This window comes from Nocardia pneumoniae NBRC 100136 (genome assembly GCF_000308755.1).
GTDB classification, from domain to species: domain Bacteria; phylum Actinomycetota; class Actinomycetes; order Mycobacteriales; family Mycobacteriaceae; genus Nocardia; species Nocardia pneumoniae.
In genome coordinates, this window is record NZ_BAGF01000076.1 from 40238 (window position 1) to 59397 (window position 19160).

At 67.0% G+C, this 19160-nt stretch carries 21 protein-coding genes; 10 read left to right on the top strand and 11 right to left on the bottom strand.

The genetic code is table 11. The annotated features are described in order from the left end of the window. The first annotated feature begins 6 nt into the window (after positions 1-6). From ON34_RS24745 to ON34_RS24755, 3 genes are all read left to right on the top strand, one after another. Complete coding sequence (locus tag ON34_RS24745) at positions 7-945, top strand: response regulator transcription factor (RefSeq protein WP_040783660.1); 939 nt, start codon at positions 7-9, stop codon at positions 943-945. A gap of 136 nt (positions 946-1081) precedes the next feature. Then, entirely contained in the window at positions 1082-1717 is a 636-nt protein-coding gene (locus tag ON34_RS24750) for a hypothetical protein (RefSeq protein ID WP_040783664.1), read from the top strand. A gap of 155 nt (positions 1718-1872) precedes the next feature. Further along, positions 1873-2517 (top strand): hypothetical protein, encoded by a 645-nt coding sequence (locus tag ON34_RS24755; RefSeq protein ID WP_063821738.1) that lies wholly within the window; start codon positions 1873-1875, stop codon positions 2515-2517. Positions 2518-2608: 91 nt separating this feature from the next. Here ON34_RS24755 and tuf read toward each other — a convergent pair whose 3' ends face one another. The 6 genes from tuf to ON34_RS24785 all read right to left on the bottom strand — a co-directional run bounded on the left by tuf (position 2609) and on the right by ON34_RS24785 (position 8419). Further along, positions 2609-3799: an elongation factor Tu gene (gene tuf, locus ON34_RS24760; RefSeq protein WP_040783668.1), complete on the bottom strand. Its 1191-nt coding sequence runs from the start codon at positions 3797-3799 to the stop codon at positions 2609-2611. Between the two features lie 99 nt (positions 3800-3898). Next, positions 3899-6001, bottom strand: coding sequence for an elongation factor G (fusA, locus tag ON34_RS24765; RefSeq protein WP_040783671.1), 2103 nt, complete (start codon positions 5999-6001; stop codon positions 3899-3901). 137 nt (positions 6002-6138) lie between these two features. Next, positions 6139-6609: a 30S ribosomal protein S7 gene (gene rpsG / locus ON34_RS24770; RefSeq protein ID WP_014353063.1), complete on the bottom strand. Its 471-nt coding sequence runs from the start codon at positions 6607-6609 to the stop codon at positions 6139-6141. Position 6610: 1 nt separating this feature from the next. Then, positions 6611-6985, bottom strand: a complete 375-nt coding sequence (gene rpsL, locus ON34_RS24775; RefSeq protein WP_014353064.1) for a 30S ribosomal protein S12 — start codon at positions 6983-6985, stop codon at positions 6611-6613. Between the two features lie 338 nt (positions 6986-7323). Further along, positions 7324-7881: a DUF3558 domain-containing protein gene (locus ON34_RS24780; protein ID WP_051023069.1), complete on the bottom strand. Its 558-nt coding sequence runs from the start codon at positions 7879-7881 to the stop codon at positions 7324-7326. 10 nt (positions 7882-7891) lie between these two features. After that, a complete protein-coding gene (locus tag ON34_RS24785) occupies positions 7892-8419 on the bottom strand; it encodes a DUF3558 domain-containing protein (protein ID WP_040783679.1) in 528 nt (175 codons plus the stop codon). Between the two features lie 301 nt (positions 8420-8720). Here ON34_RS24785 and ON34_RS24790 point away from each other — a divergent pair, with 301 nt between their 5' ends. Then, on the top strand, positions 8721-8951 hold the full coding sequence (locus tag ON34_RS24790) for a hypothetical protein (RefSeq protein WP_040783682.1): 231 nt from the start codon (positions 8721-8723) through the stop codon (positions 8949-8951). A gap of 166 nt (positions 8952-9117) precedes the next feature. On the opposite strand, the gene hppD is transcribed toward ON34_RS24790, so the two are convergent. After that, positions 9118-10320, bottom strand: coding sequence for a 4-hydroxyphenylpyruvate dioxygenase (gene hppD, locus ON34_RS24795; RefSeq protein WP_040783685.1), 1203 nt, complete (start codon positions 10318-10320; stop codon positions 9118-9120). 167 nt (positions 10321-10487) lie between these two features. Here hppD and ON34_RS24800 point away from each other — a divergent pair, with 167 nt between their 5' ends. Continuing rightward, on the top strand, positions 10488-11012 hold the full coding sequence (locus ON34_RS24800; protein ID WP_040783691.1) for an Lrp/AsnC family transcriptional regulator: 525 nt from the start codon (positions 10488-10490) through the stop codon (positions 11010-11012). 42 nt (positions 11013-11054) lie between these two features. Here the strand turns inward: ON34_RS24800 and ON34_RS24805 are convergent, their stop codons facing one another. Both ON34_RS24805 and ON34_RS24810 read right to left on the bottom strand, forming a co-directional pair. Next, positions 11055-12167: a winged helix DNA-binding domain-containing protein gene (locus tag ON34_RS24805; protein ID WP_040783693.1), complete on the bottom strand. Its 1113-nt coding sequence runs from the start codon at positions 12165-12167 to the stop codon at positions 11055-11057. 22 nt (positions 12168-12189) lie between these two features. Continuing rightward, positions 12190-13164 carry an NADPH:quinone oxidoreductase family protein gene (locus ON34_RS24810; RefSeq protein WP_040783695.1) on the bottom strand — a complete coding sequence of 325 codons (975 nt, stop codon included), beginning with the start codon at positions 13162-13164 and terminating at the stop codon, positions 12190-12192. Between the two features lie 213 nt (positions 13165-13377). On the opposite strand from ON34_RS24810, the gene ON34_RS24815 reads away from it, so the two are divergent. From ON34_RS24815 to ON34_RS24825, 3 genes are all read left to right on the top strand, one after another. Next, on the top strand, positions 13378-13710 hold the full coding sequence (locus tag ON34_RS24815) for a type VII secretion target (RefSeq protein WP_040783697.1): 333 nt from the start codon (positions 13378-13380) through the stop codon (positions 13708-13710). Beyond that, positions 13707-14828, top strand: coding sequence for a transglycosylase SLT domain-containing protein (locus ON34_RS24820; RefSeq protein ID WP_040783699.1), 1122 nt, complete (start codon positions 13707-13709; stop codon positions 14826-14828). The genes ON34_RS24815 and ON34_RS24820 overlap by 4 nt, the downstream gene beginning before the upstream one ends. Positions 14829-14997: 169 nt before the next feature. Beyond that, positions 14998-15771, top strand: coding sequence for an acyl-[acyl-carrier-protein] thioesterase (locus ON34_RS24825; protein WP_040783700.1), 774 nt, complete (start codon positions 14998-15000; stop codon positions 15769-15771). A 302-nt stretch (positions 15772-16073) separates the two neighbouring features. Here the strand turns inward: ON34_RS24825 and ON34_RS24830 are convergent, their stop codons facing one another. Beyond that, positions 16074-17744 (bottom strand): FAD-dependent oxidoreductase, encoded by a 1671-nt coding sequence (locus ON34_RS24830; RefSeq protein WP_040783703.1) that lies wholly within the window; start codon positions 17742-17744, stop codon positions 16074-16076. 122 nt (positions 17745-17866) lie between these two features. Between ON34_RS24830 and ON34_RS24835 the strand changes: the two genes are divergently transcribed. Continuing rightward, positions 17867-18358 (top strand): SixA phosphatase family protein, encoded by a 492-nt coding sequence (locus ON34_RS24835; protein ID WP_040783705.1) that lies wholly within the window; start codon positions 17867-17869, stop codon positions 18356-18358. 18 nt (positions 18359-18376) lie between these two features. Here ON34_RS24835 and ON34_RS24840 read toward each other — a convergent pair whose 3' ends face one another. Then, positions 18377-18580, bottom strand: a complete 204-nt coding sequence (locus tag ON34_RS24840; RefSeq protein ID WP_040783706.1) for a hypothetical protein — start codon at positions 18578-18580, stop codon at positions 18377-18379. Between the two features lie 58 nt (positions 18581-18638). Between ON34_RS24840 and ON34_RS24845 the strand changes: the two genes are divergently transcribed. Continuing rightward, on the top strand, positions 18639-19010 hold the full coding sequence (locus ON34_RS24845; RefSeq protein ID WP_040783708.1) for a VOC family protein: 372 nt from the start codon (positions 18639-18641) through the stop codon (positions 19008-19010). The last annotated feature ends 150 nt before the right edge of the window (positions 19011-19160 follow it).

A 19160-nucleotide genomic window follows, 5' to 3' on the forward strand; every position in this document is an offset into this window, starting at 1 on the left:
AATCGGATGCTGACGAAGAGCTTGTCCAGGCTGGGTCTGACCGCCGTCCAGGAGCGGGTCTACCGCTATCTGCTCCGCAATCCGCACGTCGACCCGGCCACCGCCGCCGACCAACTGGCGCTGCCCGACTTGCCGGAGATACTCGCGCAGCTGCGCGCGCTGGGCTTGGTGAACGGCTCCCACACCGCGGTCACGCCCGCCGTCGCGGTCGACCTGCTGGTGCGGCACCGCATCGACGGAATGCGGCGGGAATTCGCCGTACTCACCAGTGCATGGGACGTCCTCGAGGAGCTGTCCGAAGAGCATCGCAGTCGCCGCTCGATCCGCCTGATCGAGCACATTCCGGACCGGCGGGAAGCCGCTCGACGTATTCGCGCCATCCTCGCCGACGAAGCCGGCGAGATCGTGTCCGCACGGCCACACACGCACCGTCCGGACGTCTTGTCTCTCCCGGTGCGGACACCGCGCTGGCAGGCGAGCGGACTTCGCAGCCGCACCATCGTCTCCGCACCCGCTCCAGCGGATCCGGAGCTGCGATCCTACGCGCGACGCCGGAACGCGCTGGGCGACCTGCACCGGGTGACCTCCGAACCGGTCAAGCTCCTGACAGTCATCAACCGAGCGGTGGCGTTCGTCCAAGCCGACCCCACCGAGCCGCAGGGCGGGCTGCTGCAGCTCGGACAACCGGGCGTCGCGGCCGTGCTGGCGGACTTCTTCGACGGAATGTGGTCGCGGGCCAGCGATCTCGACGATCTTCCGCTTTTGCCGATCGAACAGCACGTCCTGCACGCGCTCACCGCCTACGACACCGACGAGACCGCGGCCCGGTCGCTCAACATCTCGGTGCGCAAGTTCCGCGCCCACATCGCCGATCTCATGGCACGCCTCGGCGCGCGCACTCGCTTCCAGGCCGCCCTCCGGGCCCGGGACCTGGGTTGGCTGTAATGCCTCGGCCGCGTGCAGGCCGGAACGCGATGACAGCGCTCGAACCACCCTGAGGGCACAGCAGCGGCGCAGCCCGGAGCGCCATCACTCGGAACAGCATGGGCCGCACCGCGGCGAACGGGGATATGTTGCTGGTATGTCGCCCAACCAGCTCGTCGTCGCCGCTGTCGATGTCGGGAAACTCGCGAATGTCGGATGGTGGCGAATAGCGGGAGTCGAAGCGAGTGGCGGTCGCGACTTGGACGACCTCGTTACCTCGCTCGCGGCCGACCTCGACGGACGCCGCCCGGTCGCGCTCGGATTCGAAGCGCCGCTGTTCATCCCCAATCCGTCCGCGACGGGTGGGCTCGGGCGGCAACGAGTCGGCGAGGCAGGACGCCCGTGGTGCGCGGGCGCGGGAACCATCGCGCTCGCGTTCGGCGTCCAACAGGCGTCGTATGTGATGCACCGGCTCGCTGAGACGCTGCACCGCCCGATCCGGGCCGGAGTGGACGCGGCAAGCCTGCTCAGCGGCTCCCTCGATCTGCTGGTCTGGGAGGCCTTCGTATCCGCCGGATCCAAGGATCGCACTGCCGTCGACCCGCACATCTCGGATGCCAGAGCAGCGGCAGAGGAGTTCCAGCGCCGCGCCACCACCGGCCGTATCCGGTCGGACGTCGCAGACACCCAGGTTCTGAATCTCGTCGCAGCGGCATTGCTCGCTTCCGGTTTGGCAGCTGACACCTCACTTCTGACCAGTCCATGCGTGGTGGTCAAGTCGCCTCGACTCTGATCGCGGTACGCAATCTCAGCTCGTTCGTCCAGCGATCCAGGGCCATGAGGTCGAGGAAGACGCATTCGGTGCCGATCACCGCGCGATCTCGTTGTCATGGACCGCGTCCCTGGTGTGAGAGTTCCGTTGCCGCGCGACGGGCTAGTGTTTCCGATATGCGGTGGGCAGTGCTGGTCGGCGTGGCAATGGTGTTGTGTGCGTGCTCGCAGACCACGACGGGAAAGCCGCAGCCAGTGGCGGGTTCGTCGCAAACCGGCACGTCGGCGTCCTCGGAGAGCGAGTTGCGGGATCGGATCGATTGGGTCCGTCAAGGTTCCATCATTGATCTCGGGCACTACCACTCGGCAAGCCTCGATGGCGGTCCGGTGACCGATCTGCAAGCGGATATCGCGTTCGTCAGCCCGACCGGCAAGATCAGCTGCGTCACCGGGACCGCGCTCGGCATGGACGGATTCGATTGCATGGTCGAACTGAAGGAACCGGTCCCCGCGCCCGGCGAAGGGTATGGAAACTGGTTCGGCGGGTACGTCACCTACTCCGACCAGCGCCTGACCGTCGGCCAATTCCGCGGCGACCCAGGGCTTTTCATCCACGGCCAGGGACAGACACTGCCGTACGACAGCACTCTCACCTTCGGCGACTACGCCTGCCGCCTCGCCACGACGGGCCTCACCTGCGTGAACCCCACCGCGCGCAGCGGTGTGCAGATGAGCTCCGAGGGCGTCATCCCACTCGGCTGCCTGCGCGAACTCCCGGACTCCCAGCGCGAATCCGCCGTCGGCCGCGCCTACGGCTGCTGACTCACCGCCACTGCCCGACAGGGGCACCGCACCTGAAACGCGAACGGCGCCGCTCCCGAAGGAGCGGCGCCGTTCCCAGCGATTCAGGGAATCACTTGATGATCTTCGTGACGCGACCGGCGCCGACGGTGCGGCCACCCTCGCGGATCGCGAACCGCAGACCCTCGTCCATGGCGACCGGCTGGATCAGCTTGACGGACATCTCGGTGTTGTCACCGGGCATGACCATCTCGGTGCCCTCGGGCAGGGTCACAACGCCCGTCACGTCAGTCGTACGGAAGTAGAACTGCGGACGGTAGTTGTTGAAGAACGGGGTGTGGCGGCCGCCCTCGTCCTTCGACAGGATGTACGCCTGGCCCTCGAACTCGGTGTGCGGGGTGGTGGTGCCCGGCTTCACGACGACCTGGCCGCGCTCCACGTCCTCACGCTTGATACCACGGATCAGCAGACCGACGTTGTCACCGGCCTGACCCTGGTCGAGCAGCTTGCGGAACATCTCGATACCGGTGACCGTGGTCTTGGTGGTCTCCGGGCGGATGCCGGTGATCTCGACTTCCTCGTTGACGTTGATCACGCCACGCTCCACACGGCCGGTGACGACGGTGCCACGACCGGTGATGGTGAACACGTCCTCGATCGGCATCAGGAACGGCTTGTCGGTCTCACGAACCGGGTCCGGGATGGACTCGTCGACCGCGTTCATCAGCTCCAGCACCGACTCGGTCCACTTCGGGTCGCCCTCGAGCGCCTTCAGACCGGAGACCCGCACGACCGGGGCCTCCTCGTCGAACTCCTGCGAAGCCAGCAGCTCGCGGACCTCCATCTCGACGAGCTCGAGGATCTCCTCGTCGTCGACCATGTCGGCCTTGTTCAGCGCGACCAGGATGTAGGGCACGCCGACCTGACGGGCCAGCAGCACGTGCTCACGAGTCTGCGGCATCGGGCCGTCGGTCGCCGCGACCACCAGGATGGCGCCGTCCATCTGCGCCGCACCGGTGATCATGTTCTTGATGTAGTCGGCGTGACCCGGCGCGTCGACGTGCGCGTAGTGGCGCTTCTCGGTCTGGTACTCGACGTGGGAGATGTTGATCGTGATACCACGAGCCTTCTCCTCCGGCGCCTTGTCGATCTGATCGAACGCAAAGCTCTGGTTCAGATCCGGGTACTTGTCAGCCAGCACCTTGGTGATCGCTGCGGTCAGCGTGGTCTTGCCGTGGTCGACGTGACCGATGGTGCCGATGTTGACGTGCGGCTTCGTCCGCTCGAACTTCGCCTTCGCCACTTCTTTGTCCTCCTGGACTTGTTGGTGCGTGCAATTGCAGCAGTGCGGGGGTCGATCCCCGCGGACACGGGGAAAGGGTTTACAAACGCCCGGGAGCCATTACTCGCCGGTCGCCTTGGCGATGATCTCCTTCGACACGTTGGCCGGAACCTCCGCGTACGAGTCGAACACCATGGAGTAGTTCGCCCGGCCCTGGGTCTTCGACCGCAGGTCACCGATGTAACCGAACATCTCCGAGAGCGGAACCAGCGCCTTGACGACACGGGCACCACTGCGTTCCTCCATGGCCTGGATCTGACCACGGCGGGAGTTCAGGTCGCCGATCACGTCGCCCATGTAGTCCTCGGGCGTGGTGACCTCGACCGCCATCATCGGCTCGAGGATCACCGGACCGGCCTTGCGGGCCGCTTCCTTCAGAGCCTGCGCGCCGGCGATCTTGAACGCCATTTCCGACGAGTCGACGTCGTGGTAGGCGCCGTCCAGCAGCGTGACCTTCAGGTTGACCAGCGGGTAACCGGCGAGCACACCGTACTGCATGGCGTCCTGCGCGCCCGCGTCGACCGAAGGGATGTACTCCTTCGGCACGCGACCACCGGTGACCTTGTTCTCGAACTCGTAGTGTGCGCCGTCCTCGCCCACGAACGGTTCGAGCGCGATGATGACCTTCGCGAACTGACCCGAGCCACCCGTCTGCTTCTTGTGGGTGTACTCGAGCTTCTCGACCGGCTTGGTGATGGTCTCGCGGTAGGCCACCTGCGGCTTGCCGACGTTCGCCTCGACCTTGAACTCGCGCTTCATGCGGTCGACCAGGATGTCGAGGTGCAGCTCGCCCATACCGCCGATGACGGTCTGGCCGGTCTCGGCGTCCAGCTTGACCGAGAAGGTCGGGTCCTCTTCGGAGAGACGCTGGATCGCGGTGCCCAGCTTCTCCTGGTCGGACTTGGTCTTCGGCTCGATGGAGACCTCGATGACCGGGTCCGGGAAGGTCATCGACTCCAGCACGATCTGGTTCTGCGGATCGCACAGGGTGTCACCGGTGGTGGTGTCCTTGAGGCCGATCACCGCGTAGATGTGACCCGCCGAGGCGGCGCCGACCGGGTTCTCCTTGTTGGAGTGCATCTGGAACAGCTTGCCCAGACGCTCCTTCTTGCCCTTGGTGGAGTTGATGACCTGGGCGCCGGAGTCGACCTTGCCGGAGTACACGCGGACGTAGGTCAGCTTGCCGAAGAACGGGTGCACGGCGATCTTGAACGCCAGGGCGGCGAACGGCTCGTCGGCGCTCGGCTTGCGGGTCAGCAGCTCCTCTTCCTTGCCGGGCACGTGGCCGGTGGTGGCCTCCACGTCCAGCGGCGAGGGCAGGTAGTCGATGACCGCGTCCAGCATGGGCTGCACGCCCTTGTTCTTGAACGCCGAGCCGCACAGCACCGGGTAGAGCTCGGAGGTCACCGTCAGCTTGCGGATGGCGCCCTTGATCTCGTCGATGGTGAGCTCTTCGCCGCCGAAGAACTTCTCCAGCAGCGCCTCGTCGGACTCGGCGACGGTCTCCAGCAGTTCCTGGCGGTACTGCTCGGCCCGCTCCTTCAGATCCTCGGGGATCTCGACGACCTCGTACTGCTCACCGAGCTTGGTCTCGCCCCGCCAGACCTTGGCGTTGTTCTCGACCAGGTCGACGATGCCCTCGAAGGTGTCCTCCGCGCCGATCGGCAGCTGGATGACCAGCGGCTTGGCGCCGAGGCGGTCCTTGATGGTCTGCACGGTGAAGTAGAAGTCCGCACCGAGCTTGTCCATCTTGTTGACGAAACAGATCCGCGGCACGTCGTACTTGTCGGCCTGACGCCACACCTGCTCGGACTGCGGCTCGACGCCTTCCTTGCCGTCGAACACCGCGACGGCGCCGTCGAGCACGCGCAGCGACCGCTCCACCTCCACGGTGAAGTCGACGTGCCCGGGGGTGTCGATGATGTTGATCTGGTTTTCTTTCCAGAAGCATGTGGTCGCCGCGGAGGTGATGGTGATACCACGCTCCTGCTCCTGCTCCATCCAGTCCATCGTGGCGGCGCCGTCGTGGACCTCACCGATCTTGTAGGTGATGCCGGTGTAGAAGAGGATGCGTTCAGTTGTGGTCGTCTTGCCCGCATCGATGTGGGCCATGATGCCGATGTTGCGGACCTTGTTCAGGTCGGTGAGCACGTCCTGTGCCACGGAAATCTTCCCCGCTCGTAGCTAGTTGGGATTATCGGGGACGACCCTGTGGTCGCCACTATGTCAACGCCGGAAGCGGCCGGTCGGTGCCGCGTTCCGGCTGTGCCTCCCGACCCAGACGACGGGCCGGGCAGACGTCACCAGCGGTAGTGCGCGAAGGCCCGGTTGGACTCGGCCATCTTGTGGGTGTCCTCGCGGCGCTTGACCGAGGCGCCGAGGCCGTTGCTGGCGTCGAGCAGTTCGTTGGCCAGGCGCTCGACCATGGTCTTCTCCCGGCGCGCGCGGGAGAAGTTGACCAGCCAGCGCAGGGCCAGGGTGTTGGCGCGGCCCGGACGGACCTCGACCGGAACCTGGTAGGTGGCGCCACCGACGCGGCGGGGCTTCACCTCGAGCGACGGCTTCACGTTGTCCAGCGCGCGCTTGAGGGTGACGACCGGGTCGGTGCCGGTCTTCTCGCGCGCCTGCTCCAGCGCGCCGTAGACGATGCGCTCCGCGGTGGACTTCTTGCCGTCCAGCAGGATCTTGTTGACCAGCTGCGTAACCAGCGGCGAACCGTAGACCGGGTCGTTGATCAGCGGACGCTTGGGTGCGGGGCCCTTGCGTGGCATATCAGCTCTTCTCCTTCTTGGCGCCGTAGCGGCTGCGGGCCTGCTTGCGGTTCTTCACACCCTGGGTGTCGAGCGAGCCGCGGATGATCTTGTAGCGAACACCGGGGAGGTCCTTCACACGACCGCCGCGGACGAGCACCATGGAGTGCTCCTGCAGGTTGTGGCCCTCGCCCGGGATGTAGGCCGTGACCTCGACCGCGCTGGTCAGGCGAACACGCGCGACCTTGCGCAGCGCGGAGTTCGGCTTCTTCGGGGTCGTGGTGTACACGCGGGTGCACACGCCACGACGCTGCGGGCTCCCCTTCAGGGCCGCGGTCTTCGTCTTGGCGACCTTGTCGCGGCGACCCTTGCGGACCAGCTGGTTGATGGTTGGCATAGACCGGCTTTCCTTATTAGTTAACGCGGTGTCTGGACTTCATGTCTGTTGTCGTTCGCGGCGTTCCCGGGGCCGTCGGCGGCGCGTTGCCGTCTCGGGCCCGTCGTTCACTCCGCTGTCATCGAGCTTTCACTCGCACGTCCGGCCACGTTTCTCGCGTCCCGAGGTCGGGCGTGTCGCGCGCGGCGCGGAGCCCGGATTCCGGGCACGCTGGAGTCGTCAGCCGCTCTCGCTGGCCTACGGTCACGCACGAACTTGCCCGCATGCTTCCGGGCACAGCGATCCACGATACCCGTGGCCGGGACACAGGGTCAAAGCGGGGTCACTGTGGCAGCGCTCTACCTGGCCAGATTCAAGGTCATCTCCATCAGCTTCTTGGCGGCCTCGCAGGGATCGGGGTGGGCGGAGCCGGGCCGGTAGTTGATCCACCAGCCGATCACGCCGTTGTCCGGCGCGCTCGCCGTCACACCGCAGGAGTCGGGATCGTTCGGTCGCCGGATCTGCAGCGCCAGGGCGCTCTGGACGGTGATGTTGGTGGTGACGTAGCCGAGCTTGTTGTTGGTCTGCTTCTCGTTGCTCAGCGTGCCGTTCTCGTACCAGTTGAGCGTGGCCATGCCGTTGCCGCCGGGCGCGCCGACCAGATCCCACATGCACACCGCGCCGAAGAACGACTCGCTGACCGTGACGTCCTCACCAACCGCTTTGCCGATCTGCTCCCGGGACAGGATTTGGCATTCCCGCAGTAGCTTGTCCAGCCTGGTGTTGACAGGCTGGCTTCCGCCCACGGGATGCGCGGACCCAGAAACCACTTGGCTACAGCCGCCCACGGTCAACGCGACGGTGATGGCAACGGCCAAGGCCGCAAGGCGACTACCTAGACGTCGTCCGACATTCATGCCCTGCCCCTTACTGCAACCGCTGCAATGTCAGCTCGGCCAGAGCACGGCTCCGGTCGCAGGGGTTACCGGAGGCCGCGGAGTAGCGTCCGAATGACGTCGACCACTCGAAGAAGTCGTCGCCGAGCTGTATCGCCAGATCGCAGACGAGTCCGCTTGGATCCAATGCGGCGAACCCATCCCGACCGGCCACTTCGATCGGATCGGGTGCGCGGCCTTCGACGGTTACCCACGCCCGTTCCCGCTCGATCGGACTGCCCCGGTAGGAAGCAAAAGTGATGCTGGACGAACCGATCCCGGCCGACTGCCAGTTGCAGCCGACCGCATTTCGGAACACGCCCGAGATCTGGCCGAGCCCACCGATGGTGCGCACCTCGTCGTCGGTCACATGCCCACACTCTCCGACGAACGGACCCAACCCCACCACCTTCGGCACCGGACGCGATGGCCCGGAGTCCTCGGACGGCACGTCCGAACCGCACCCCGCCAGCGCGAGGACCAAGGCTACCGCGGTGACGATCGCCGACTTGATCCGCATGCCTGAGACTCTACCGAGGGGGAGTCACAAAGGCATGGCGCCGACGGACCCGGCGGGGCACTCTTGCCGCCGACCACCGGGCCCGGGTAGGCTCACGATTGTCGAAATACGTCCAATCAGAACGTCTTTCGCCACTGCTGATCATGCCGGGGGATTCTATGAGGACAGGCCGGTCACCGTGCCGTCCACTATCACCGCCAAAGGCGTCTTCTCTTCGAATGAAATCCGCCCGGCAGGTCCGGAGAAACGGGTCACGCACCAGCGAGATCTGGCGCAAACACCGATTGACGGGGGTTCTCACGTGAAATTCATCGTGTACTCGATGCTCGCGCTACTGACGACAGGCGCGGTCGTCGCCGGGTCGACCGGAACGGCGGCTGCGGTCGGCGGAATCAAGGGCATCTACGGCGACGCGGCAACCTGCGTGAGGGAGGGACGGGCGAAGGGGTACACCGATTCCAGCGGTGATCGCTTCTATTGCAAGCAATATCCGGATGGGAGGTGGGCACTCCTGGTCCCCGGGGAGCCCTGATCCCATCGGCGGGCAGGGAGCCCTCGGTACGACTGCGCTCCTCATGAGCGCAGCCCGCCTGATTTCGGCGTAAACACATCGTGGCTCCGCGCCGCTGGTGCCGAACGCAGCCACGATCGTCGAATGCATACGCCGGTTGCTCGACCGCATCGGTCGTTTGCTGGCCCTAGAGGTTGCCTCGGGCTTCCTGCTCCCGCTCAATCGCCTGGAACAGCGCCTTGAAATTTCCCTTGCCGAAGCCGAGCGAGCCGTGGCGTTCGATGAGTTCGAAGAAGACGGTGGGCCGGTCGGTGAGCGGTCTGGTGAAGATCTGCAACAAATAGCCGTCTTCGTCCCGGTCGACGAGAATGCCGCGGCGCTGGAGTTCCTCGACCGGGACGCGGACACGGCCGATGCGAGCGCGCAGTTCGGGGTCCTCGTAGTAGGCGGCGGGTGTCTCCAGGAACTCGACGCCTTCACGGCGGAGCGCGTCGACACAGCCGAGGATGTCGCTGGTGGCCAGGGCGATGTGCTGCACGCCAGGACCGCGATAGAACTCCAGGTACTCATCGATCTGGGAGCGCTTCTTGCTCGGGGCGGGTTCGTTGAGCGGGAACTTCACCCGGTGATTTCCGTTGGCGACGACCTTGCTCATCAGCGCCGAGTACTCGGTGGCGATGTCGTCGCCGACGAACTCGGCCATGTTCGTGAAACCCATGACGCGCCGGTAGAACTCGACCCACTCGTCCATCTGCCCGAGTTCCACGTTGCCGACGACGTGGTCGATCGCCTGGAACAGCCGGGTGGGCGCGCCGTCGCGCCGCTGGTAGTGCGAGCGCCGGGGAACATAACCGGGCAGGTAGGGCCCGTGGTAGCCGGAGCGGTCGACCAGCGTGTGCCTGGTGTCGCCGTAGGTCGCCAGCGCGGCCGAGCGAACGGTGCCGAAGTCGTCGGAGTCGTCGTGCGGTTCGACCAGGATGGTGGCCCCGTTTGCGCGGGCCCACGCCACGCAGCGGTCCACGTCGGGCACCTCCAGCGCGATGTCGACCACGCCGTCGCCGTGCCGATCGTGATGGGCGACCAGCGGACTGTCCGGGTCCACCGCACCGGTGATCACGAAACGGGCCGCGCCGCTGCGCAAGACGAATGCCTTGTGGTCACGGTTGCCGGTCTCGGGACCGGAGTACGCCTCCAACCGCATACCGAAGGCGGATTCCAGGAAATGCGCGGTCTGGGTGGCGTTGCCCACCACCCAGACCAGGGCGTCCCATCCAATGACCGGGAAGGGATCGCCGCTGTCGTCGTGGTCGACCAGCCCCACGAGGGTGCGCAACTCGCCGTCGCTGGGGACGGCGCCGGACCGGGCATTCGGCAGGTGCTCGATGGTCATGTTCCAAGGAAATCGCCGGGCCCGCCCAGTAGGCAACAGCGCGAATTCTCGATGGACAGTGTGGCGAATTCGGCTAGGAAACAGCCCTGGATGCTGGACAATTTGAATAGCAGAAGCAGGACCGGAAGACCCGGAGAGGCGGAGACCTGCTCGAAACGGAGGCCGTCATGCCGCGCACACCGGCGAAACTCGACGAACTCGATCTCGCCATCCTCACCGCGATGCACGAGTACCAGAAGGCGGGCATCCTCGAACTCTCCCGCCGCACCAAGGTCGCCCGCGCGACCGTGCAATCCCGGATCGCCCGCATGGAGGAATCCGGCGTGATCGCCTCCTACGACCCGCACATCGACGTCACCGCGGCGGGATTCGACGTGCAGGCATTCGTCACCCTGGAGATCGCCCAGGGCGCGCTGGACACGGTGGCCGCCGAACTCGACGCCATCCCCGGCGTGCTGGAGGCATATGCCACCACCGGCTCGGGCGACGTGCTGTGCCGGATCGGGGCCGACTCGCACGCCGGGTTGCAGGCCGTACTGCTGAGCATCGACCGGACGTCGTCGGTGGTGCGTTCGCACAGCGTCATCGTGCTGTCCACCGTGGTGGCGCGCCGTGCGCTACCGCTGCTGCGCACGCTGAGTCCGACCGGGACCACCAAGGCGCCCGCCTACCGTCCGCCGCGCGAGCCGTGACCGCGTCCGCTCGCGATCCGCGCAGGCACTGTGGCCACGCGATCAGGGACGCAGATCGGCGTGCGGGTCGAGAATTTCCACGTTCTGCTGTTTGCCCGCCTCCAGAAAGGCGAGCAGAGCATGTGCCTCGGCTTCCACGGCCGCGCGCTCGGTGTTGGTCCATGCCCTGATCGGGCTGATCCGGAGCCGGGCCGTCTTCGCGTTCGCGAAGACCTTGTACAACCCCGCGAGAAACCCGTCGACCAGGATCGGCGACACCTGCGCGGCGAAGGCGCGTAGCGGAGGGGCCGCGCCGTCGGGCACGATCCTGGTCCGGTCCTGGTGCGAGAGCAGGGCGTTGTCGTACCAACCGAGCAACCGGACCGGAGCGGGAAGATCCGGATCGGCAAGTTCGCCGTCGGCGACGTCGTAGAGCGTGCGGCCGCGCTCGTCGGTGTAGGTGCGCACCCGGTCGCCGAGTTGGGCGACCGCGTGCTTCATGCCGGGCAACTTCGACCAGGTCTGCATGTCCATCGTGCTGGCCGGGCCGAAGGCGCGCAGGTAGCGGAAGAGCAGCTCGGCCAGCGGGTACGTCGGGTCGAGCGGAGCGCCCAGCCACGGTTCGACCCGCGACCAGATCGGCCTGCTGCTGTCCTTCCATTTCCCGCGGGGCGGAGTCTGCAGGACCGGCAGCTGATACAGCCAGGTCTGCAGCACCGCGCCCGCGTCGCGATCGGGGTACCGCTCGGCGGCGCGGGCGCGCAGGTCCGCCGCGGACATCGGTTCGTCGCCGAGCGCCGCCTCACCGTGCCCGCGCACCTCCTCCGGATCCAGACCCACCATCGCGCCGTAGTTGAAACCCTTACGGAACGGCACCTTTTCGAGCTCCGGCTGGACGTGCGGCGCGATCCGCAGCGCGTCGGCGGGAGTGACCAGGTGAATCGTGCCGCGCATCAGGGTGATCCGGACCAGCGAGCGGTCCTCCAGCGCGGCCGACACCGTCGTCGGATCGAAATCCGCGACGCGACTCCACAATGCGACGAACGGCGGCGGCGAATCCTGGGCCTGGAGACCGACGAGATGGTCGCACATCTCGTGCACGGTCAACCGCGAGCGCTCCAGCAGATGCTGGCGGGCCAGCAGGGTCCGGTTCAGTACCCGGTTGGACAGCTTCATGGCGGGTCGGTCGGCGTGCGGGTCAGCGCAGCGTGACCACGACCTTGCCGGTGGCGGTGCGGTTGTCCAGCGAGGCGATCGCCTCGGCCGCCTGGTCCAGCGGGTAGAGCGCCGTCTCCGGCGGCGCGATCTTCCCGGATGCCAGCAGCGGTTCCACCTCGGCCCACTGCTCCTGCAGATAGCCCGGATGCGACATCACCCATTCCCCCCACGCCGCGCCGACCACCTCGACGTTCTTCAGCAGCAGCCGGTTGACCTTGACGGTGGGGATCTCACCGGCGGTGAATCCCACCACCAGCAACCGTCCCGCCGAGGCGAGTGAGCGAATGCTGTCGGTGAAGCGCTCGCCGCCGACCGGGTCGAGCACGATGTCGACGCCGCGACCGCCGGTCAGCTCCTTTACCGCGGCGAGCCAGCCGTCGGTCAGCACCACGTCGGTGGCGCCGTTCGCGCGGGCCACCTCGGCCTTGGCTTCCGTGCTCACCACGGCGATCACCCGGCCCGCGCCGAGCGCCGCGGCCATCCGGAGCGTCGAGGTGCCGATGCCGCCCGCCGCGCCGTGCACCAGCACGGTCTCACCCGCGGCCAGCCTGCCCCGGTTGCGCAGGCAGAAGTGCACGGTCAGGTCGTTGAACAGGATGCCGGCGCCCGCCTCCAGCGAGACGTTGTCGGGCAGCCGGAACACCATCGCCGCGGGCACGACGGCGGTCTCGGCCATGGCGTTGCCGAGCAGGGTCAGCGCCACCACCCGGTCACCCGCCCGCACGTGCGCGTCCTGCGGGGCCTCCCGGACGATGCCCGAGACCTCGCCGCCGACGACGAAGGGCAATTCCGGCTTCATCTGGTAGAGGCCGCGCGTCATCAGCACATCGGGGAAGGCGACACCCGCCGCGTGCACGTCGATCACGACGCCGCCCGGGTAGGACGCGGGCTCCGGGATGTCCACGATCTCGACCGCTTCCGGTCCTTCCAGCTTGCTCACCTGAGCTGCGCGCATGAGCCGACCTCTCTGTCCTCGCGACGGCATGGTCCGCGCCGACGCCACACCGACAACATAACGGGCGCGGCCGGACCACGTCCGCCGGAAGCCTTGCGGCGGACCGGATCGAGGCTGCGGCGGCTGTGGAATCCGCTGCCGCGGGCGCCTGTCGTGAACAGCCGATTTTGTTATGCTGACCGCGACCTGTCGGTCGGGAGGGAAGGGGGATTCATGGTCGAGCGAAACCAGTCGCAACCTGCGACGACGATGCACGTCGATCCGGCGGCGCTGCGGTCGTTCGCCCAGACTTTGCGCACCGAGGCCACGGCCGTCACCGATCTGGGCAGAGGCGAGGGTTTCGCCGCCGCCGTGGCGGCGCTGCCCGGCACCGATTTCGGTCCGGTGGCTCAGCGCGCGAGCGACGCCGCGCATCGCTGCCTCGAACGCATCGGCGCACGCCTCACCACGGTCGCCGACAACCTGCACGACGCGGCGGGCAAGTACGAACTGGCCGAGGACGACTTCGCGGCGAAACTCCGGGCGATCGGACTGCGACTGCCATGACGCTCACCATCCCCGACGTAGTGAACTGGCAGCCGGAGCAGCTGTCGGCGGCGGGTGAGCTCGCCGGAACCATGTCCCAAGGCCTGGACACCGCGGTCGGCAAGGGCATCGACGACACCAGGGCGCTCGCCGACGCGCAGAAGTGGTCCGGCTCCGCGGGCGACGCCGCGAACACCAGGATGCATACCGAGAAGACCCGCGCCTCCGCGGTGAGCGCCGCACTGCTGGAGTTGAAATCCGCCCTCACCGCCCAGGTGCAGAACCTTACCGAGGCGAAAGCCAAGGTGCTGCGTCTGCGCGACGACGCGCTCAACCAGACGCCGCCCTTCGAGGTCGCGGCCAACGGCGCCGTGGACGCCAAGGGGCGGATCGCCTACCTCCGCGCGCACGCCGACAAGGCCGATGTGGAGGGGTTGGTCTTCCAGGAGGCGCTCCAGGCGGCCTCCCGCACCTGGGAGCTGACCAACGCGTTGAAAACCGCACACGACGTGGCCGAGCAGGCGAGAACACAGGTGGAGGGCGCGGTCGGCAAGCTGGAAGCGGCGTTCGCCGGGCTGGGCGAACCCAGCGTGAACGTGCCCGCGCCCGCCGCGACCGCACCGGCGAGTACTTCGGGTCCACCGGTCGCCGACCAGTCGTCGAACCGTCCGAATCAGCTGATGTCCGGCCAGCACGGCAACTCGGGGTCGCCGCACGGCACGTCGGGCACGCCGCACCACACCGGCCCGGGCCCGTCCGCGCCGACCGGGCCGCTGCCGAGCGGCGATATCGCGCGATGGATCGCGGAGGCCAAGCAGAAGCTCATCGCGATGGGCTACGACCCCAAGGACATCGATGAGCGGGCAATCGCCCTGATCATCCAGCACGAGTCCGCTGGTAACCCGTACGCCGAGAACCGGTGGGACAGCAACTGGGTCGCCGGGCATCCGTCCAAGGGGCTGATGCAGACCATCGACAGCACGTTCAACGCCTACAAGGCGCCCGGCCACGACGACATCTGGAACCCGGTGGACAACATCATCGCCGGAGTGCGGTACTCGATCGACCGCTACGGGTCACTCGCCAATGTGCCCGGTGTGGCTGCCGTGAACTCGGGAGGCGCGTACCAGGGTTATTGATCGGGTCGATAGCGGGGCCATTGCCATAGATCCTGGCCCGGGTGCCCCCTGGCGGACTATGAAGGAGGTACAGACGGCTCGACGCGAGGGTGTGACGTACGCCCCGTAAAGTCGTCACAACAGCACCGCATGAAGAAACGCGGCACACCGTGCAGCGCGAGGAGCACAAGTGTCACTCGATCAGCCACTCGCCCCGCTTCCCCAGGAGGGCATGGGCTTTGCTTCGGCGTGGCCCGTCCGGGCTGGCGATGTGGATCCCTACGACCGGTTGCGGTTCGATGCCATCGCCCGCTACCTGCAAGATATCGCCTGGGAAAACCTGCATAAGACGTTCTTCCATCGAAGCGACCCGAACTGGATCGTCCGCCGGACGGTCATCGACGTCATCCGCCCGATTCTGTGGCCGGACGAGGTGCGGTTGCTGCGGTGGTGCTCGGCGATGTCCACTCGGTGGACCAATATGCGCGTACGGATCACCAGCGGCAACGGTGGTCTGATCGAGACCGAGGGCTTCTGGATCAATATCAGCGAGTCCACCGGCATGCCCTCGCGGATCAGCGACGAAGGCCTGGCCTACCTGGCCCGCACCGCCACCGAACACCGCCTGCGGTGGCGGCCGTACCTGACCGACGCCACGCCGCCGGAGTCGGACACGGACATGCCATTCCCGGTGCGCGCGACCGACATCGATCAGTACAACCACGTCAACAACGCCTGCTACTGGCAGGCGGTGGAGCAGTTCCTGGTCGAATATCCCAAGCTGCTCGCTGGGCCGCACCGCGCGGTGATCGAGTACGTCGCTCCGGTGCTGGCCCGCCAGCACGTGACCGTGCGCAGCCGGTACGAGCCGGGCGACCGGACCGGGCAGCCGGTGCTGCGATTATGGTTCGTGGTCGGCGGGACCACCACCACCGTGGTCCGCATCATGCCACTGCCGGGCTGATCCGCCTCTCCGCGTATTCAGGCCGTACAAGTCGAGTGCCGCGAGATCTACGTACAGGTCCCACGTGGGGTGCCACTCGAGTTCTGGGCGTACCCGGCGAGTTACCCATGTTCTTGCGAAACCAGATGTTGCGTAAGTGCCGTACCAGTCGGGGGATACGGAAGTCACATTCTGCGTTCGGTCCCGGTCCGTTCTGGCCTACTTGATCGGTTACCGACGCACTACGCGATCAGTTGACTGATCGAGACGCGACGCGCGGAGAGCCGGTCGGATCTCGAGTGATCCGACCGGCATCCTGGCTCTCAGCCGCGGGCAGCTTTGAGCAGGTCTTCCCGGGTGGTGAATTTGACCCTGGGCCGGCCCGCGGTCTTGCCCGCCGCCTTCTCGGCCTGGTCGATCGCCTTCCAGCCCGCTCGGTCCACCAGGTCGGCCTGACGCTGGGACAGCAGGGTCTTCAGCGCGGCGCGGTCGCCTTCCGGCGCACCGAGTTTGCCCGCGGTGAAATCGGCGAGCAGCAGTTCCACCGTCTCCTCGGAGTCGGTCCGGTTCGAGCCGATGACGCCGCGTGGGCCGCGCTTGATCCAGCCGCTGACGTACACACCGGGCAGTGGCGTGCCGTCGTCGCCGATGACCCGGCCGTTCTCGTTGGGCACGACGCCGCGCCGCTCGTCGAACGGCAGGCCGGCGACCGGCTCGCCGCGGTAGCCGATGGACCGCAACACCAGCGTGGCGTCGATGGTCTCGGTGCGGTCGGTCGGCCTGGCCACCAGCTGGCCCTGCGCGTCGAACAGTTCGTTGTGCACGACCTGGACCGACTCCACCCGGTCGGTTCCGGTCAGCGCGGTGGGCGAGACCAGGTAGCGGAACACGATCCGCTTGTTGCCCTCGGCGCGGCGACCGGCCGCGTATTCCTTGGCGAGCGTGTACTTCAAGCCCAGCGACGGCTCGATCTCCGGGTCGTCGACGATCGCCTGGCTGACGTGGTCGAGTTCCAGATCGGCGCCGTCCACGACCACGTCGACCCCCTTCAGGTGGGCGAGGGCCAGGAACTCCGACGAGGTGTAGGCCGCCTGCAACGGACCGCGCCTGCCGAGTATCACAACTTCGCGAATGTTGCTCTGTCGCAAGGCATCCAGCGCATAGTCGGCGATGTCGGTCTTGGCGAGCTCGTCGGGGTCGACGGTCAGCACGCGCGCCACGTCCAACGCGACGTTGCCGTTGCCGACGATCACGGCCCGCTCACCGGACAGGTCGAAGGTCCGGTCGGCGTAGTCGGGGTGGCCGTTGTACCAGGCGACGAACTCGGTGGCGGAGTGGCTGCCCGGCAGATCCTCGCCGGGGATGCCCATCCGGCGGTCGGTCGAGGCGCCGACCGCGTAGATCACGGCGTGGTGGTGGCGCAACAGTTCCTCGTGCGAGATATGCGTGCCTACCTCGACATTCAGGTAGTACTGCAGCGTCTCCCGGCGGAACGCGGACTCGAACATGTTCGACACCATCTTGGTGCCGGGGTGGTCGGGGGCGACGCCCGCCCGGACCAGGCCCCATGGCGTCGGCAGCCGGTCGAACATCTCGATCTCGACGTCGGCCCTGCGCAGCAGTTCGTCGGCCGCGTAGCAGGCCGCGGGCCCGGCGCCGACGATCGCGACGCGCAGCGTGCCCAGTTCCCTCGGTGGACGCGCGGGCGTGACGATCGGATCGAAGTTCGATTCCAGCGGGTGCCGTTGGAAATAGGCGGCATTGATCTCCCGGAACCGCGCCAGCGAGGCGGTCAGGTCGTCCTCGGAGAAGATGGCCTCCACCGGGCACGCGTCGACACAGGCGCCGCAGTCGATACAGGTGTCGGGGTCGATGTAGAGCATCTCGGTCGTCGCGAACTCCGGCTGGTCCGGGGTGGGACGGATGCAGTCGACCGGGCACTCGGAAACGCAGCTGGCGTCGTTGCAACAACGCTGCGTGATTACGTAGGCCATATTGTGCTGATCCTCGAAGATGTGCGTGGGCTGTGGCCACCCCCAAGGGGTGATGTGATGCCGCTTTCAGTTTGCCTCGAGTGTGGTCGAGACCTCTCGCCCGGAGGGCTTACCGTATCCCCATGGTGCGGACTCTGATCCTCATGCGGCACGGCAAATCGGCTTATCCGGATGGCGTGGACGATCACCAGCGCCCGCTGGCGCCGCGGGGGCGGCGCGAGGCCGGACTGGCAGGTCGGTGGCTGCGCGAGACCCAGCCGCCGATCGATGCCGTGCGCTGCTCCACCGCCACGCGCACCAGGCAGACGCTGACCGCCACCGGGATCGCCGCGCCGGTCGTGTTCGAGTCCTCGATCTACGAGGCCGCACCCGAGACGCTCATCGAGCTGATCCAGCTCAGCGACGACGACGTGGCGACGCTGCTGGTGCTCGGGCACGCGCCGGGCATGCCGTGGACGGCGTGGGAATTGGCGAGCGATCACGACTGCGCGCCTGCCGTCGAACTGAGCAGGAAATTCCCGACCTCGGCACTCGCGGTACTGCGATTCGACCGCCCCTGGGCCGACGTCGACCCGGGAACCGGCGAGCTGACCCACTTCCATATCCCGCGCTGACCGCGCAGGCGCGCGCGGTCAGCGCAGTAACTTGCCGCCCAGCACGACGATCGCGCCGAGAACGACCAGCAGAACGAAGGCGGCGAAACCACCGAACAGCCACCACACCACGCCCAGCGCGAGCGCGAACGGCGCGACCGCGATGGCGGTGATCACGGGGCTCTCCTTGACCGTCGCCAAGGCCGAACGGGCCCTGATGCGGTCGATGTCCTTTCCAGGCATGTTCCCAGGGTAGGCCGGAAGCCGGGACTTTGTCGGTGGGCAGTGGAATGCTGCACGAATGGATTGGAAAATCGAGCTCGTCGCCATTCCGGTGACCGACGTCGACCGCGCCAAGGACTTCTACACCAAGATCGGCTTCAACGCCGACCACGACCACCGGGTCAACGAGAACCTGCGCTTCGTGCAGCTCACCCCGCCCGGTTCGGGCTGTTCCATCTGCATCGGCGAGGGCATCACCGAAGCCACCCCCGGCAGTGTCGAGGGCATGCAGATGGTGGTCGCCAGCGCGGAGGAGGCGTATCAGCAGCTGATCGCCGCGGGTGTCGACGCCACACCGGTGAAGGATCTCGGCTGGGGTCTGTTCACCTTCTTCTCCGATCCGGACGGCAACAAATGGGCCGTCCAGCAATTGCCCGACTACAGCAGCTGACCAGCGCGATCCTTTCCCGTCGTCCCTGGTCGGCACGCACCCCCGCCGCAACCATTCCGGCTCCGCTCCCGTTTCGAGCGCAGCGAGACCGAGCATTGCCCGTGCGAGCGCACAAGGGGGCGCGAACACGCAGTGCCGCAGGCGCCGCAC